This is a genomic window from Bradyrhizobium sp. 186, assembly GCF_023101685.1.
Lineage (GTDB): Bacteria > Pseudomonadota > Alphaproteobacteria > Rhizobiales > Xanthobacteraceae > Bradyrhizobium.
The window spans coordinates 10,307,278-10,321,623 of the sequence record NZ_CP082164.1 but is presented as its reverse complement, the minus strand read 5'-3'; the positions used below and the strand labels follow the sequence as shown (position 1 = coordinate 10,321,623).

Annotated in this window: 13 protein-coding genes; 7 read left to right on the top strand and 6 right to left on the bottom strand. The window is 64.1% G+C overall.

Annotated features, from left to right (window positions below; genetic code table 11):
* The first annotated feature begins 153 nt into the window (after positions 1–153).
* The 4 genes from lptB (at position 154) to ptsN (ending at position 4,302) form a co-directional block, all read left to right on the top strand.
* Complete coding sequence (gene lptB, locus IVB18_RS49325) at positions 154–1,143, top strand: LPS export ABC transporter ATP-binding protein (protein ID WP_247987242.1); 990 nt, start codon at positions 154–156, stop codon at positions 1,141–1,143.
* 90 nt (positions 1,144–1,233) lie between these two features.
* Positions 1,234–2,847, top strand: a complete 1,614-nt coding sequence (gene rpoN, locus IVB18_RS49320; RefSeq protein WP_247987241.1) for an RNA polymerase factor sigma-54 — start codon at positions 1,234–1,236, stop codon at positions 2,845–2,847.
* A 172-nt stretch (positions 2,848–3,019) separates the two neighbouring features.
* Complete coding sequence (raiA, locus tag IVB18_RS49315; protein ID WP_247987240.1) at positions 3,020–3,616, top strand: ribosome-associated translation inhibitor RaiA; 597 nt, start codon at positions 3,020–3,022, stop codon at positions 3,614–3,616.
* A 224-nt stretch (positions 3,617–3,840) separates the two neighbouring features.
* Positions 3,841–4,302 carry a PTS IIA-like nitrogen regulatory protein PtsN gene (gene ptsN / locus IVB18_RS49310; RefSeq protein ID WP_247987239.1) on the top strand — a complete coding sequence of 154 codons (462 nt, stop codon included), beginning with the start codon at positions 3,841–3,843 and terminating at the stop codon, positions 4,300–4,302.
* 69 nt (positions 4,303–4,371) lie between these two features.
* Here the strand turns inward: ptsN and IVB18_RS49305 are convergent, their stop codons facing one another.
* Positions 4,372–5,961 carry a winged helix-turn-helix domain-containing protein gene (locus tag IVB18_RS49305; protein WP_247987238.1) on the bottom strand — a complete coding sequence of 530 codons (1,590 nt, stop codon included), beginning with the start codon at positions 5,959–5,961 and terminating at the stop codon, positions 4,372–4,374.
* A gap of 224 nt (positions 5,962–6,185) precedes the next feature.
* Here IVB18_RS49305 and IVB18_RS49300 point away from each other — a divergent pair, with 224 nt between their 5' ends.
* The 3 genes from IVB18_RS49300 to IVB18_RS51810 all read left to right on the top strand — a co-directional run bounded on the left by IVB18_RS49300 (position 6,186) and on the right by IVB18_RS51810 (position 10,155).
* Positions 6,186–6,845, top strand: coding sequence for a peroxiredoxin (locus IVB18_RS49300; protein WP_247987237.1), 660 nt, complete (start codon positions 6,186–6,188; stop codon positions 6,843–6,845).
* An 80-nt stretch (positions 6,846–6,925) separates the two neighbouring features.
* Entirely contained in the window at positions 6,926–8,005 is a 1,080-nt protein-coding gene (locus IVB18_RS49295; RefSeq protein ID WP_247987236.1) for a hypothetical protein, read from the top strand.
* A gap of 281 nt (positions 8,006–8,286) precedes the next feature.
* Positions 8,287–10,155, top strand: a complete 1,869-nt coding sequence (locus IVB18_RS51810; protein ID WP_256477135.1) for an autotransporter domain-containing protein — start codon at positions 8,287–8,289, stop codon at positions 10,153–10,155.
* Between the two features lie 119 nt (positions 10,156–10,274).
* On the opposite strand, the gene IVB18_RS49285 is transcribed toward IVB18_RS51810, so the two are convergent.
* From IVB18_RS49285 to ugpA, 5 genes are all read right to left on the bottom strand, one after another.
* The gene (locus IVB18_RS49285) at positions 10,275–10,547 is read right to left on the bottom strand and encodes a DUF1150 domain-containing protein (protein ID WP_007598581.1); all 273 of its coding nucleotides are present in this window, start codon (positions 10,545–10,547) and stop codon (positions 10,275–10,277) included.
* A 50-nt stretch (positions 10,548–10,597) separates the two neighbouring features.
* Positions 10,598–11,023: an Hsp20 family protein gene (locus tag IVB18_RS49280; RefSeq protein WP_247987235.1), complete on the bottom strand. Its 426-nt coding sequence runs from the start codon at positions 11,021–11,023 to the stop codon at positions 10,598–10,600.
* Between the two features lie 362 nt (positions 11,024–11,385).
* On the bottom strand, positions 11,386–12,474 hold the full coding sequence (locus IVB18_RS49275) for a sn-glycerol-3-phosphate import ATP-binding protein UgpC (protein ID WP_247987234.1): 1,089 nt from the start codon (positions 12,472–12,474) through the stop codon (positions 11,386–11,388).
* Positions 12,475–12,582: 108 nt separating this feature from the next.
* A complete protein-coding gene (ugpE, locus tag IVB18_RS49270; RefSeq protein ID WP_247987233.1) occupies positions 12,583–13,431 on the bottom strand; it encodes a sn-glycerol-3-phosphate ABC transporter permease UgpE in 849 nt (282 codons plus the stop codon).
* Complete coding sequence (gene ugpA / locus IVB18_RS49265) at positions 13,431–14,312, bottom strand: sn-glycerol-3-phosphate ABC transporter permease UgpA (protein WP_247987232.1); 882 nt, start codon at positions 14,310–14,312, stop codon at positions 13,431–13,433. The genes ugpE and ugpA overlap by 1 nt, the downstream gene beginning before the upstream one ends.
* Between the last annotated feature and the right edge of the window lie 34 nt (positions 14,313–14,346).

Genomic DNA, 14,346 nt, shown 5'->3' with positions numbered 1-14,346 from the left:
CTGTATCTAGCGCAAGGGCTTTCGAGGCGGGGTCTGCCGCTTATTGGGCGTGTTTCACTGGGCATGAGACATCCCTTCACTCATGCTGCGTCGGCGAATCGTGAGGCCGGCGCGGCAGATCGCGCGAATGCCGCGAAAGGCTAGAAGGCGGGGATGGTCGATCTATTCAGCATGTTCCGTCGGCGCCCCGCCAAGCGCGGCCGTCCAGGATTTGCGCGTCAGGACATCACCGCGCTCGGTGACAGCGTCGGCGGTCTGGTGACCAGCCCGGTCCGGGACGCACCCCCCATTGCCCGTGAGCCGGACCAGTTCCGCGCCGAGCCGCCGCGTCCGCGCCAGCCACCGGCTCAACCGGCCAGAGCAAGTGCCAAGGCAAGTGCCAAGTCCAACGGCGCAGGCGGGCCGCAACTCTTGAAGCGGCCGGGCTTCCTGGCTGTGCATAGCGTGGAAAAGAGTTTTGGCAGCCGCCAGGTGGTGCGCGGCGTCAGCATCTATGTGCGCCGCGGCGAAGCGGTCGGCCTGCTCGGTCCGAACGGCGCCGGCAAGACCACCGTGTTCTACATGATCACCGGCCTGATCAAGCCCGACCGCGGCGCGATCGAGCTCGACGGCCACGACGTGACCAAGCTGCCGATGTATCAGCGCGCGCGGCTCGGCATCGGCTATCTGCCGCAGGAAGCCTCGATCTTCCGTGGCCTCACCGTCGAGCAAAATATTCGCGCCGTGCTCGAAGTGGTCGAGCCCTCGCGCAAGAAGCGCGAGGCGCAGCTCGATGCGCTGCTCGACGAGTTCAACATCACGCGCCTGCGTAAATCGCCGTCGATCGCGCTGTCCGGCGGCGAGCGGCGCCGCGTCGAGATCGCGCGCGCGCTGGCGACGCGTCCGAACTACATGCTGCTCGATGAACCTTTCGCCGGCATCGATCCGATCGCGGTCGGCGATATTCAGGACCTCGTGCGCCATCTCACCAATCGCGGCATCGGCGTGCTCATCACCGACCACAATGTGCGTGAGACGCTCGGCCTCACCGATCGCGCCTATATCGTCTATGCCGGTGAAATCTTGACCGAGGGCAACCCGGATGAGATCGTCAATGATCCGGACGTTCGCCGCCTTTACCTTGGCGAGGAATTCCGCCTCTAGCCCGTTTTTCGAATTCGTCAAGACGTGTACATCGGGCTTAGACTAGGGTAAGCAAAAATCGGACCAACTTTTTGGATCGGTTCTTGCTTCATGGCGCTTTCGCAGAGATTAGAGTTCCGGCAATCGCAGTCGCTGGTCATGACGCCGCAGTTGATGCAGGCGATCAAGCTGCTGCAATTGTCCAATCTCGATCTCACGACCTTCGTGGAAGAGGAACTCGAGCGTAATCCGCTGCTGGAACGCGCCAATGACGAGCCGCCGGCGGGCGAAGCCCCGGCCGAGGCCGGTCAGTTCAACGATTCCGACGGTGGCCATAACGACGAGCCGGGCGGCGGTCCGGGCGAGGCCTTCGAGCCCGGCCAGGAAGAATGGATGAGCAAGGATCTCGGCACCCGCGCCGAGATCGAGCAGACCCTGGACACCGGTCTGGACAACGTCTTTTCCGAGGAGCCGGCCGAGGCGGCTGCGCGCAACGCCCAGGATGTGGCGCCGACCACTTATACGGAATGGGGCGGCGGAGCTTCCGGCGACGAGGACTACAATCTCGAAGCCTTCGTCGCGGCGGAAATCACGCTCGGCGATCATCTGGCCGAGCAGCTCTCGGTTGCCTTCACCGGGTCCGCGGAGCGCATGATCGGTCAGTACCTGATCGACCTCGTCGATGAGGCGGGCTACGTGCCGCCGGATCTCGGCCAAGCGGCCGAGCGGCTTGGCGCATCGCAGCAGGACGTCGAGCACGTTCTGGCGGTGCTGCAAAAATTCGACCCACCCGGCGTCTGCGCGCGCAATTTAAGCGAATGCCTGGCGATCCAGCTCCGCGAGCTCGACCGCTACGACCCGGCGATGCAGGCGCTGGTCGAGCATCTCGATCTGCTCGCCAAGCGCGACATCGCCGGCTTGCGCAAGGTCTGCGGCGTTGACGACGAGGACATCGCCGACATGATCGGCGAGATCCGCCGGCTCAATCCCAAACCCGGCATGAAGTTCGGCTCGTCGCGTTTGCAGACCATGGTGCCGGACGTCTATGTCCGCCCGGGTCCGGATGGCGGCTGGCATGTCGAGCTCAATAGCGACACCTTGCCGCGCGTGCTGGTCAACCAGACCTACTACTCGCAACTGTCGAAGAAGATCGGCAAGGACGGCGACAAGTCGTATTTTACCGATGCTCTGCAGAACGCGACCTGGCTCGTGCGCGCGCTCGATCAGCGTGCCCGCACCATCCTGAAGGTTGCGACCGAGATCGTGCGCCAGCAGGACGGCTTCTTCACCCATGGCGTGGCGCATCTGCGGCCGCTCAATCTCAAGGCCGTTGCCGACGCCATCCAGATGCATGAATCCACGGTGTCGCGCGTCACCGCCAACAAATACATGGCGACCAATCGCGGCACGTTCGAGCTGAAATATTTCTTTACCGCCTCGATCGCCTCGGCCGACGGCGGCGAGGCGCATTCCGCCGAAGCGGTGCGTCACCACATCAAGCAGCTGATCGATTCGGAAGCACCCTTGGCGATCCTGTCCGACGACACCATCGTGGAACGGTTGCGCGTCTCGGGCATTGATATTGCCCGCCGCACGGTCGCGAAGTACCGCGAAGCCATGCGCATTCCCTCGTCGGTGCAACGCCGTCGCGACAAGCAGAGCGCTCTTGGTAACATCCTCTCCACTGCAATGTCCGATCGCTCCCGCAACACCGAGCCGGCCTGATTGCGCTGGCGCCAAATCGCGCTACTCTCAATGTTCCATCGCGACCGATCCATGCGGGCGCATGATCCGGAAAACTGTGCGGCGGTTTTCCGGACAGATCATGCGCAGACAAGAACCTAAGGCGCGACGACCCTCAACCGCGCCTTGGGCCCTCAACCAAGCGAGGCATCACATGACCCTCCGGATTTCGGGAAAGAGCATCAGCGTCGGCGAGGCCCTGCGCGGCCGCGTTGCCGGGCGAACCGACGAGGTCTTGCGCAAATACTTCGACGGCAACTATTCCGGCCACATCACGCTGAGCAAGGACGGGTTCGGCTTCCGCACCGACTGTGCGCTGCATCTCGATTCGGGAATTACGCTGGAGGCCGATTCGAACGCCCCGGACGCCTATGCCAGCGCCGACCAGGCGCTGCTGATGATCGAGAAGCGGCTGCGACGCTACAAGAGCCGGCTCAAGGACCGCTCCGCCCGCAAAACGCACGTCGCCGCGGCGCTCGCCGCGCTGGATGCCACGAGCTACGTCCTGGAGGCGCCATCCGAGGGTGAGGACGAGGTCACCGGCTACAGCCCCGTCATCATCGCAGAGGCAACGACCTCGCTGAAACCGCTCTCAGTCAGCGAGGCCGTCATGGAACTCGACCTGAGCGGGGCCCCCTGCCTGGTATTCCAGCACGGTTCGAGCGGCCGGGTGAACATCATTTACCGCCGGGCGGACGGCAATGTCGGCTGGGTCGACCCGCCGGCGGGCAAGCCGGGCGACAAGGCCTGATGGCTTTGGGTGACGCCTTGGGCCGCCCCGCCGCCCTTAACAATGACCGGGGCAAAGCCGCACGCGGGAGTTGGCACCGGGATTGCGTTGGAGTAGAAGCGCCCCACATCAGGACCGGGGCTAAGTCCGCCTCCTGCTTCACCTTCTTGACGCCGGCCCGGCTCGGCTCTCGCCAAGCTAGCCAATTCGGAACCTGACGGTTTAATTCACCTCGGAAAACTTTCATGCCGATTACCGATCTGGTCGCGCCCGAGGCGATTCTCCCGGCATTGAAGGTCAACAGCAAGAAGCAGGCGCTCCAGGAACTGGCAGCCAAGGCTGCCGAGCTGACCGGGCAGAACGAGCGCGCGGTCTTCGAGGTGCTGTTGCAACGGGAGAAGCTCGGCACCACCGCTGTCGGCTACGGCGTAGCCATTCCCCACGGCAAGCTGCCCAAGCTGGAAAAGATTTTTGGCCTGTTCGCGCGGCTCGATCGCCCGATCGATTTCGAGTCGATGGACGGCCAGCCGGTCGATCTGGTCTTCCTGCTGCTCGCGCCGGAAGGCGCCGGCGCCGACCATCTCAAGGCGCTGGCACGTATCGCCCGCCTGCTGCGCGACCAGGACCTCGCCAAGAAGCTCCGCGCCTCGCGCGACGCCCAGGCGATCTATTCGGTGCTGGCGCTGCCGCCCGCGACGGCGGCGTAATTTCGGCTTTCCGCGTCGCCCGCTGCGCCGCAGGCTTGGCGGATCATTCGCGGCATCCGCTTGCCTCTATCACTCCGGCAGTCCCGCGCGCCGCAGTCCTTCGCCATATCGCCAAGCATCGTCCGGACGCCGGTAGGGACCGTAGATGGCCTCCAAGTTGGACACGCGCTCGTCGGGATTGATCTGGAGCAGCCGGGCCACCGTCTTTTGCGCTGGCTCGAGCTGGCCGGCGAATGCATCCGCCGAGGCGCCGATGCGCAATGCCGGCAACAGTTTTGGCGTGCCGCGCAGGGCCGCCTTGGCCCAGGATGAGGCTTCGTCGTAGCGGCCGGCGAAGAAGTGAGCGTGTGCCGTCGCCGCCTGCATCAGCGGCATCAGCGGATCGACCGGGCTGAGGCGCATCGCGTACATCAGGTGTGCAACGGCCGCTTCAGGCTCGCCCATCCAGCTCTTGATGAAGCCGGCGAAATAAGACGCCCACATCAAATTGGGATTGACCTGAAGCGCCTGGTCGATGCACGCGGCGCCGGCGTCGAGATCGCGGACGACATAGGCCAGTGCTCCGGCACTGGTTGCCAGCGCGAGTGCGTCGTCGCTGCCGAGGCGAATTGCATTCCGCGCCAGCCGGTCGGTCTCGGCAATGTCCCGCGCGAGATCGTCGGTCGGCCATCGGTTGGTTCTGTCCTTGACGTAGCAATAGGCGGCCATGCCGTAGGCGGCAGCGAACTCCGGATCGAGCTCGATGGCACGCTTGAACAGCCGCAAGGCCTCGACATTGGCCTCGCGGATGGTGAAGCGGTAGATCGCCGCGGTGCCGCGCAGATAATACTCGTACGCGCCCAGGCTTTCGGTCGGCTTGCGCTTGGCGCGCTCGATCGCGGAGTGCTCGAGCTTCGGCACCAGCAACCCCACTACCTGCCGGGCGATCCGGTCCTGCAAATCGAAGACGTCCTCAAGCGCGCCGTCGAACCGGTCTGCCCACAGATGCGCGCCGGTCGACGCATCGATCAGCTGCGCGGTGATGCGGACGCGGTCGGCCGATTTGCGAACGCTGCCTTCGAGGACGAAGCTAACGCCGAGTTCGCGGCCGATCTGCTTCACGTCAACGGAGCGGCCTTTGTAGGTGAAGCTGGAATTGCGCGCGATGACGAACAGGGAGCGAAAGCGCGACAGCGTCGTGATGATTTCCTCGACGACGCCGTCGGCGAAATATTCCTGTTGCGGGTCGCCGCTCATGTTCTGAAACGGCAGCACCGCGACCGCTGGTTGAACTGGAAGCGGAGGCGTTTCGCTCGCCGCAACCGCATCCGGAGCCGGTGGCTCCGTTGTGACGGAATGCTGCGTACCGGAGCTCAACGGGCCGGCAAACCGGTAGCCGTATTTGGGCAAGGTCTCGATCCATCGTTCGCCGCCAGGCTCTTTGCCGAACGCCCGGCGCAGCGCCGCGATCTGGACCGGCAGATTGCTCTCCTCGACGATCAGGCCGCCCCACGCTGACTTGATCAGAGCGTCCTTGGAGACCGGGTTCCCCGGGCGCTCCACGAGCGCGCGCAGCACCGCGATCGCGCGCTGGCCAAGCGCGACGGGAGAGCTGCCGCGGAACAGGATCGCGGCGTCTGCATCAAGTCGGAACGGACCGATGATGTAACTCGTGGCCATGGCGCGGTGCTTAAGAACTTTTTCAGAACGATGCCATGACTTTCGCCATCGCGGGGCGCAGATATCAACGACCACAATCTCAAGGTTATCTAGCCTGGCCGGATTCCGGCTGCAAAATCAAGCAGGTGCGACGCATCGTCTCAGTCTCAACTGAGACAAGCGAGGTCGCCACGAGATCTTCGTGCGCCATGGCCGCACCGGAAGACGACAGAAGGAAATGCCCAATGGCACTCGCACTCAACGACACGGCGCCGGATTTCGAGGCGCAGACAACCGAAGGCGAGGTTCGGTTCCACGATTGGATCGGCGATTCCTGGGCGGTGCTGTTCTCTCACCCGAAGGATTTCACGCCGGTCTGCACCACCGAGCTCGGCACTATGGCCGGCCTCAAGAGCGAGTTCGACAAGCGCAACGTCAAGATCATCGGCATCTCGGTCGATCCGGTCGAAAATCACACCAAGTGGAAGGGTGACATCCACAAGGCGACGGGCCACGCGGTCAACTATCCGATGATCGGCGACCGCGATCTCAAGGTCGCCAAGCTGTTCGGCATGCTGCCGGCCTCGGCCGGCACGACGTCGGAAGGTCGTACACCGGCCGACAACCAGACGGTGCGCTCGGTCTTCGTCATCGGACCGGACAAGAAGATCAAGCTGGTGCTGACCTATCCGATGACGACCGGCCGCAACTTCCAGGAAATCCTGCGAGTCATCGATTCGCTCCAGCTCACCGCAAGGTTCCCGGTTGCGACGCCCGCCGATTGGATGCCCGGTGAGGATATCGTGATTGCCGGATCGGTCTCGAACGAGGATGCCGTCAAGCGGTTCGGCAGCTTCGATACCGTCCTGCCTTATCTGCGCAAGGCCAAGCAGCCATCGGCCTAACGCGTCGCGCGGCGATCTGGGTTCGGCAAGTTTCAATTCTAGAGCGTGGCCCGCGAAGAGGCCACAAGCCAGGCGGGGCAATGCAGCATCAGTTTCAACAATCGCGGCCGACGCTCAGGCGCGTCCTGCTCCTCAGCACGGCCTTCACCGGCGTCCTGGCACTTGGCGTCGCGGGCCATTCCGACCGCGCCCTCGCATCGTGCGCCGTCTCGGCGTCACCGAACGTCGTCTCCTGCGACACGACGGTGACAACCGCCACGGGGAACTTTGATGCGGCATTGACGACGTCGAACGACTACAGTCAGGTGTTCAACACTGGCGGCGCCGTGACCGCCGGGGTCAATGCCGGCCAGGCGGTCAGCGGACAGGGGCTCTGGATCGTCGCGGCCGAACTCGGTGCTCCCATCACCTTCACCAACAACGGCGCAGTGCTGGGGCCAGGCGACGGGCTCAAGCTCGCCTCCAATGCTGGAAACATCACCTATTTCGGCAATGGCAGCGTCAGCGGCACCACCGCAGGCGTCGGCGGCCTCGTCATCATGGTAACTGGCGCCGGCTCCATCACGGTCGGCACGAGTGGCGCGCCCGTTGCGGCAAACTTTTCCGGCAGCTCCGCGCTGGTCGCTCAATCGGGTGCCGGCGCGACCGACGTCTTCCTGAATGGCGGCAGCCTGACGGCAACAGGCGCCGCCGGGGGCGGCTTGTCCCTGATCAATGGCAGCGGAAACGTCTCAGCCACGCTGACCGGCAACACGACGATCGCCAATGCCAGCGGTGCCCCAACACCACTTTCGGCATCGGTGCGCAATCGACTGGCGGTGATGTCAACGTCACGTCGAACGCCAATATCGGCAGCGCCGGTGCAATGTTCGGAGCCGGCATTCAAATCATCGCAGGCGGTGGAAATGCTCATCTATCCCAAACCGGCGGGGCGATCTTCGCCAGCACGACCGGGTTGCTTGCAGTGGGTGGTGACGCGGTTTCAATCAATACGAACGCAGGCAGCTCGATTACCTTGTCCGGCGGAACTGGTGTCACGGCCGCCGCGAATGCCGGCGCAATCAACGTCACCACCGCCGGCACGATCAGCGGGGCGGATCAGGGCGTCGATGCGCGCATCTTCAGCGGCGCCAATACCAGCGATGTCACCGTCGTTGTGAACGGCAACGTCACCGCGAATCTCGTCGGTGTCATAGCGGCCACGGGTGGCACCGGTAACGTGAATGTCTCGGTCGGCGCTGGCGCCACTGTGCAAGGCACGACCACCTTCGGCGTGGGAGTTAGTGGTAACGCCACCAATGCGGTCACGAACAGCGGCGCGATCATTGGCGATACCGGACTGGTGACGGTACTCGGCAGCACCACGGTGACGAATGCCGGCAGCATCACCGGCACCGGCGGCAGCGCGGTGAACCTCGGCGGCGCCAACAACCTCTTTGTCATGACCGGGCCGGCCGCGACGCTCACGGGCCGGGCGGTCGGCAGCGGCACGGACACTTTCCGCTTCGCCGGCGCCGGAAGCAACAGCTTCGACGTCAGCCAGATCGGCGCCGGCTGGGCGCTGCTCGACAAGACCGGATCGTCCATCTGGTCGCTCACGGGCACGTCCACCTATGCGGGGCCGGTCACGGTCAACGGCGGTACGCTGGCGGTGAACGGCGATCTCTCCTCGGCCGGCAGCCTGACGGTGAATGCCGGCGGCACGCTCGGCGGCAGCGGCATCGCCGGCGCCGTCGCCATCAACGGCGGCACGCTGGCGCCGGGCAATTCGATCGGCACGCTGACGACGGCGAGCCTGACGATGACCGCGGCCTCAACCTATCTGGTGCAGGTGTCCGGCGCCGCCTCCGACAAGACCCTCGTCACGGGCATCGCCGGCATCAATGGCAAGGTCGTAGTCGATCCGCTGACGCGGCTGTCGGCGACGACGACCTACACGATCATGACGGCGGGCACGGTGATCGGTACCTTCTCCGGCGTCGAATTCCTCACCGCGACCAGCTTCGCCCGCAATGCGCGGCTGAGCTATGTCGGCAACGACGTGCTGCTGACGCTCGATCCCGGTTCGCTGCTGTCCTCGCTGCCGGGCAATGCCAGCATCAACCAGCGCAACGTCGCTGCGGGGATCGACAATGGCCTGTTCGGTGGCGGCGCGCTGCCGGCCGGCTTCAATGCGCTGTTCGCGCTCTCGGGCCAGCCTCTGCTCAATGCGCTGACGCAGGCCTCGGGCGAGACCGCGACCGGCACGCAGCAGACCACCTTCAATGCCATGAACATGTTCATGGGTCTCTTGACCGATCCGTTCGTGGCCGGGGGCGGCGATCCGCGTTCGTCCAACGGCGCGTCGGGCTACGCCGCTGACGGCAGCGAGGCGCTCGCTTATGCCGGCCGCAAGCGCACGGGTGCCGAGCGCGACGCCTATGCCGCCATGTCTCGCAAGGCGCCGCCGCAGGGCTTCGAGGCGCGCTGGAGCGTATGGGCCGCAGGTTTTGGCGGTTCGCAGACCACCGACGGCAACGCAACGCTCGGTTCGAACACCGCCACCAGCCGCATCGCCGGCGCTGTGGCAGGAGCCGACTACTGGTTCTCGCCCAACACGGTGGCCGGCTTTGCGCTCGCCGGCGGCGGCACCAATTTCTCGGTGGCGAACGGCGGCACCGGCCGCTCCGACCTGTTCCAGGCCGGCGGCTTCGTACGCCACAATGCCGGCGCGGCCTATGTCACGGGCGCGCTGGCCTATGGCTGGCAGGACATCACCACCGATCGCAATGTCACCATCGCAGGCGCCGATCATCTCCAGGCGCGCTTCAACGCCAACGCGTATTCCGGTCGGCTCGAAGGCGGCTATCGCTTGGTCACGCCGTGGATCGGCGGCATCGGCGTCACGCCTTACGCCGCAGCCCAGTTCACCACCTTTGACCTGCCGGCCTATGCGGAGCAGGCGATCACCGGCAGCAACACCTTCGCTCTGAGCTACGCTTCGAAGAGCGTCACCGACACCCGCAGCGAGCTCGGCCTGCGCACCGACAAGTCGTTCGCGCTCAACGACGCGATCGTCACGCTGCGGGCGCGCGCCGCTTGGGCCCACGACTTCAACGCCGATCGCAACATCGCCGCCACCTTCCAGGCGCTGCCCGGCGCGAGCTTCGTCGTCAACGGCGCGGCGCAGGCGCACGACACGGCGCTGACCACCGCGTCGGCGGAGGTGAAGTTCGCAAGCGGTTTGGCGCTCGCTGCCACCTTCGAGGGTGAATTCTCGAACGTCACGCGCAGCTACGCCGGCAAGGGCATCCTGCGCTACGGGTGGTGAGACCGGCAACGGGGCGAGGTCGGAGCCGTACGACTTCGGCCGCTTCCAAAAGCAAAACGGGCACGCCTTCGTGTGAAGGCATGCCCGCTTGAAATTCTATTCGTGCGACGTGCGCGTGCTCAGTGCACGCTCACCGCTTGCAGCTCGTTGCTCCAGGCGTTGGCGATCGCGGCTTCGCGGCTGTCGGTCAGCATGATCGGCGTGCCGTCGGCGGCATGGAGCGCGAAGAGTTTTAAACCCGGCGCGATCTTCGGCGCTTCCGGAAACAGGCCCGGCACATCCTCGGAGCGGATCTGCTTTACATAGGCGATATGGCCTTCGCCGAGGGTTGCCAGCGTCTCCGGAGAGACATTCTTGGCTTCGTATTCGAACGCAACGTGACCTTCACTCATGGTCTCGACTCCTCTGGGAAACTAAGCGGTCGAGTCCGCTACTCGTTCCATTATTCGTGCTCATTGATAGCGATTGTCTTAACGATCCTCTCCGGTTCCGGCCGGGCAAGATCGATCGCCAGCAATCCGTTCTTCAGATCCGCACCCAGCACCAGCATCCCCTCCGCCAGCACGAAAGTACGCTGGAAGTGGCGCGCGGCAATGCCGCGATGAATGTATTGCCGGGTCTTGTCGTCCTGCTGCCGCCCGCGGATCACGAGCTGGTTTTCCTCAATTGTTACATCGAGTTGGTCGCGGGTGAATCCAGCGACCGCCAGGGTGATGCGCAATCGTTCGGGTGCACCGTCCGACCGTTCGCACCTCTCGATATTGTACGGAGGGTAACCGTCGGCGCCTTTGACGACGCGATCAAGCACGCGCTCAATCTCGTCGAAGCCCAGAAGGAACGGACTGGAAAGCGTGGGAACACGAGACATAGTTTACAAAGTCCTCTCGAAGCGACTTTGGTGCATCAGGGCCCGTAGAGGCACCCCTTGGTCAGCAATATGGGCATATCCCCGTGTCGGTTCAAGCACCTAGCGGGGCCCTGCACAGCCGTCATTTCCCGCATTTGACGCGGCTTGCTTTCACGCAGGCGTTTCCACATCGTCGTGGCCGGGCTTGACCAGGCTTGTCCCGGCCATCCACGAACCTTCGCTCGGCACGAAGAACGTGGATGCCCGGGACAAGCCCGGGCATGACCGAGTTTGCCTTGCGATTTATCTCAATGAAAACAGACCCCCGGCTACTGTGCATGGGGTTGTTTTCGATATTTTTTATTTAAGCGGTTCCGAAAGCCTCAGGCCTCGATCCGAGTCCGCCCGTCACCGCTGAAAAGGTGCAGCTTCGCCCGCACCGCCGCGACACGGATTTTTTGGCCGATCGGCGGCGCCTCGGAGCCGGGAATCCGGACGATGATCTCGCCAGGCGGCAGCTCGCCGGGATTGGCGGCGATGCGCTGCTCGTCCTGCTGACGCGCGCCGTAGATGAAGGTCTCCGCGCCGACGCGCTCGATGGCTTCCACTGTGAGCGGCAGCGCGACGCCGCCGGCCGGTGTCTGGTCGGTGATGACGAAATCTTCCGGGCGGATGCCGAGGATGCCGGCCTCGGCTGCACCGCCGTCGCCGAGCTGCGATTTGATCTCGTCCGAGCGCGTCGACATCAAATTCATCGGCGGGGCGCCGATGAAGGAGGCGACGAAGGTTGTCGCCGGCCTCTCGTAGATTGCGAGCGGATTGCCGACCTGCTCGACCTGGCCGCCATTCATCACGACGAGAACGTCGGCGAGGGTCATTGCCTCGAGCTGGTCGTGGGTGACGTAGATCGACGTGGTGTTGAGCCGGCGCTGCAATTTGCGGATCTCGACCCGCATCGCGATGCGCAGCTTGGCATCGAGATTGGAGAGCGGCTCGTCGAACAGAAACACTTTTGGCTGGCGTACGATGGCGCGGCCCATGGCGACGCGCTGGCGCTGGCCGCCGGAGAGCTGGCGCGGCTTGCGCTCCAGCATCGGCGTGAGCTCGAGCACGCGCGCCGCTTCCTCGACGCGGGTCTTGACCTCGGCCTCCGCCATGCCGCGGTTGCGCAGGCCGTAGGCCATGTTGTTGAAGACGCTCATATGCGGATAGAGCGCGTAGTTCTGGAACACCATTGCGATGTCGCGATCGGCGGGCTCGACCTGGTTGACGACGCGGCCGCCGATGTCGATATCGCCGCCGGAGACGGTCTCCAGGCCCGCCACCATGCGGAGTAGCGTCGACTTGCCGCAGCCGGAAGGGCCAACCAGTACGCAGAACTGGCCATCGCCGACATCGACGTCGACGCCTTTGATCGCCTCGAAGCCGCCGGGATAGGTCTTGCGGACGTTGCGGAGGGTGACGTTAGCCATGGGTTGCACCGGCGAATAGCGAGTAGGGAATGGCGAATGGGGATTGGTTGGGACGCAAGGCAGATGCAGCGACCCCATTCGCTACTCGCCATTCGCTATTCGCCATCTTCACTTTTCCGTCTCGACCAGTCCGCGCACGAACAGTTTCTGCATGGCGACGACGACGAACACCGGAGGCAGCATCGCCAGCACGGCGGTCGCCATCACGACCGGCCATTCGGTCAGCGCATCGGTGGTGGTGATCATCTTGCGGATGCCGACCTGGATGGTCTGCATGTCGTCACGGGTGGTGATCAGCAACGGCCAGAGATACTGATTCCAGCCGAGAATGAAGAGGATCACGAACAGCGCCGCCATGTTGGTGCGCGACAGCGGCAGCAGCGTATCCCAGAAGAAGCGGAAGGGACCGGCGCCGTCGATACGCGAGGCTTCGAGAAGCTCATCCGGCACGGTCATGAAGAACTGGCGGAACAGCAGCGTCGCAGTGGCCGACGCGATCAGCGGCAGCGACAGGCCCGCATAGCTGTCGAGCATGTGCAAATCGGCGACGATCTTGTACGTCGGATAGATGCGGACCTCGACCGGCAGCATCAGCGTGATGAAGATGATCCAGAAGATCGGCATCCGGAACGGAAAGCGGAAATAGACGATGGCATAGGCCGAGATGATCGAGATCGCGATCTTGCCGACCGCGATCAAGAGCGCCATCACCAGCGAGTTCAGCATCATGTTGCCGACGGGCTCGCGGGTCGAGCCGCTCGTGCCGACGAAGATGGTCTGGTAGTAGACCTCGAAGAAATGGCCGCCCGGCAACAGCGACATCTGCCCGTTGGCGATCAGCGCGTTGTCCTGGGTCGAGGCAATGATCGCGATGTAGACCGGAAAGGCGACGATTGCGATCCCGATCCACAGGATGATGTGGGCGACATAGCGCCGAGAGCCCTCTTCCTCGACCATCAGTAGGTCACCTTGCGTTCGACGAAGCGGAACTGGATTCCCGTCAGCACGATAACCATGACCATCAGGATCACCGATTGCGCCGCGGAGCTGCCGAGATTGCCGCCGAGCAGGCCGTCGGAATAGACCTTGTAGACCAGCGTGACCGTCGATGTCCCGGGCCCGCCGCGAGTCATGGTGTCGATGATGCCGAAGGTGTCGAAGAAGGCGTAGACGATGTTGACGACCAGCAGGAAGAAGATGGTCGGCGACAGCAGCGGGAAGGTCACGGTCCAGAACCGACGCATCGGGCGCGCGCCGTCGATCGCGGCGGCCTCGAACACGCTCTTCGGGATGGCTTGCAGGCCGGCGAGGAAGAACAGGAAATTATAGGAGATCTGCTTCCAGGCGGCGGCGAGGATGATCAGCGACGCGGCCTGGTTGCCGTCGAGCAGCGGATTCCAGTCGACGCCCATCGCACGCAGATAGCGCGAGAGCACGCCGAGCGAGGGATGCAGCATGAAGATCCAGAGCACGCCGACCACGGGCGGCGCGACCGCATAGGGCCAGATCAGCAGCGTGCGGTAGAGCATTGAGCCGCGCAGCGGCTTGTCCGCCATCACGGCGAGCAAGAGCGCGAAGGACAGCGACGAGACGGCGATGGCGAACGAGAAGAAGAACGTCCGGACGATCGCCTCGAAATAGGCGGGGTCCCTGAACAGATCGAGATAGTTCTCGAACCAGACGAAGCTCGTCGAGAGACCGAAGGCGTCCTGGAGCAGGAAGGATTGAATCACCGCCTGCGCGGCCGGCCAGTAGAAAAAAATCAGGACGACCGCGAGCTGCGGCGCAACCAGCGCGTAGGGTAATAGCTTTGCTTGGAAAATGGCTTGCTTTTGCATGATGTCAGCAGAAGCGGCAGGCCGGTCGCGGCCT

Bases quoted from the DNA above. Each gene is read 5' to 3' on its own strand.
- ugpE (WP_247987233.1), bottom strand. From the start codon at position 13,431: ATGGTCGAGGAAGAGGGCTCTCGGCGCTATGTCGCCCACATCATCCTG.
- IVB18_RS49285 (WP_007598581.1), bottom strand. From the start codon at position 10,547: ATGAGTGAAGGTCACGTTGCGTTCGAATACGAAGCCAAGAATGTCTCT.
- ptsN (WP_247987239.1), top strand. From the start codon at position 3,841: ATGCCGATTACCGATCTGGTCGCGCCCGAGGCGATTCTCCCGGCATTG.
- IVB18_RS49295 (WP_247987236.1), top strand. From the start codon at position 6,926: ATGCAGCATCAGTTTCAACAATCGCGGCCGACGCTCAGGCGCGTCCTG.
- IVB18_RS49300 (WP_247987237.1), top strand. From the start codon at position 6,186: ATGGCACTCGCACTCAACGACACGGCGCCGGATTTCGAGGCGCAGACA.
- IVB18_RS49280 (WP_247987235.1), bottom strand. From the start codon at position 11,023: ATGTCTCGTGTTCCCACGCTTTCCAGTCCGTTCCTTCTGGGCTTCGAC.
- IVB18_RS51810 (WP_256477135.1), top strand. From the start codon at position 8,287: ATGACCGGGCCGGCCGCGACGCTCACGGGCCGGGCGGTCGGCAGCGGC.
- IVB18_RS49305 (WP_247987238.1), bottom strand. From the start codon at position 5,961: ATGGCCACGAGTTACATCATCGGTCCGTTCCGACTTGATGCAGACGCC.
- lptB (WP_247987242.1), top strand. From the start codon at position 154: ATGGTCGATCTATTCAGCATGTTCCGTCGGCGCCCCGCCAAGCGCGGC.
- rpoN (WP_247987241.1), top strand. From the start codon at position 1,234: ATGGCGCTTTCGCAGAGATTAGAGTTCCGGCAATCGCAGTCGCTGGTC.
- IVB18_RS49275 (WP_247987234.1), bottom strand. From the start codon at position 12,474: ATGGCTAACGTCACCCTCCGCAACGTCCGCAAGACCTATCCCGGCGGC.
- ugpA (WP_247987232.1), bottom strand. From the start codon at position 14,312: ATGCAAAAGCAAGCCATTTTCCAAGCAAAGCTATTACCCTACGCGCTG.
- raiA (WP_247987240.1), top strand. From the start codon at position 3,020: ATGACCCTCCGGATTTCGGGAAAGAGCATCAGCGTCGGCGAGGCCCTG.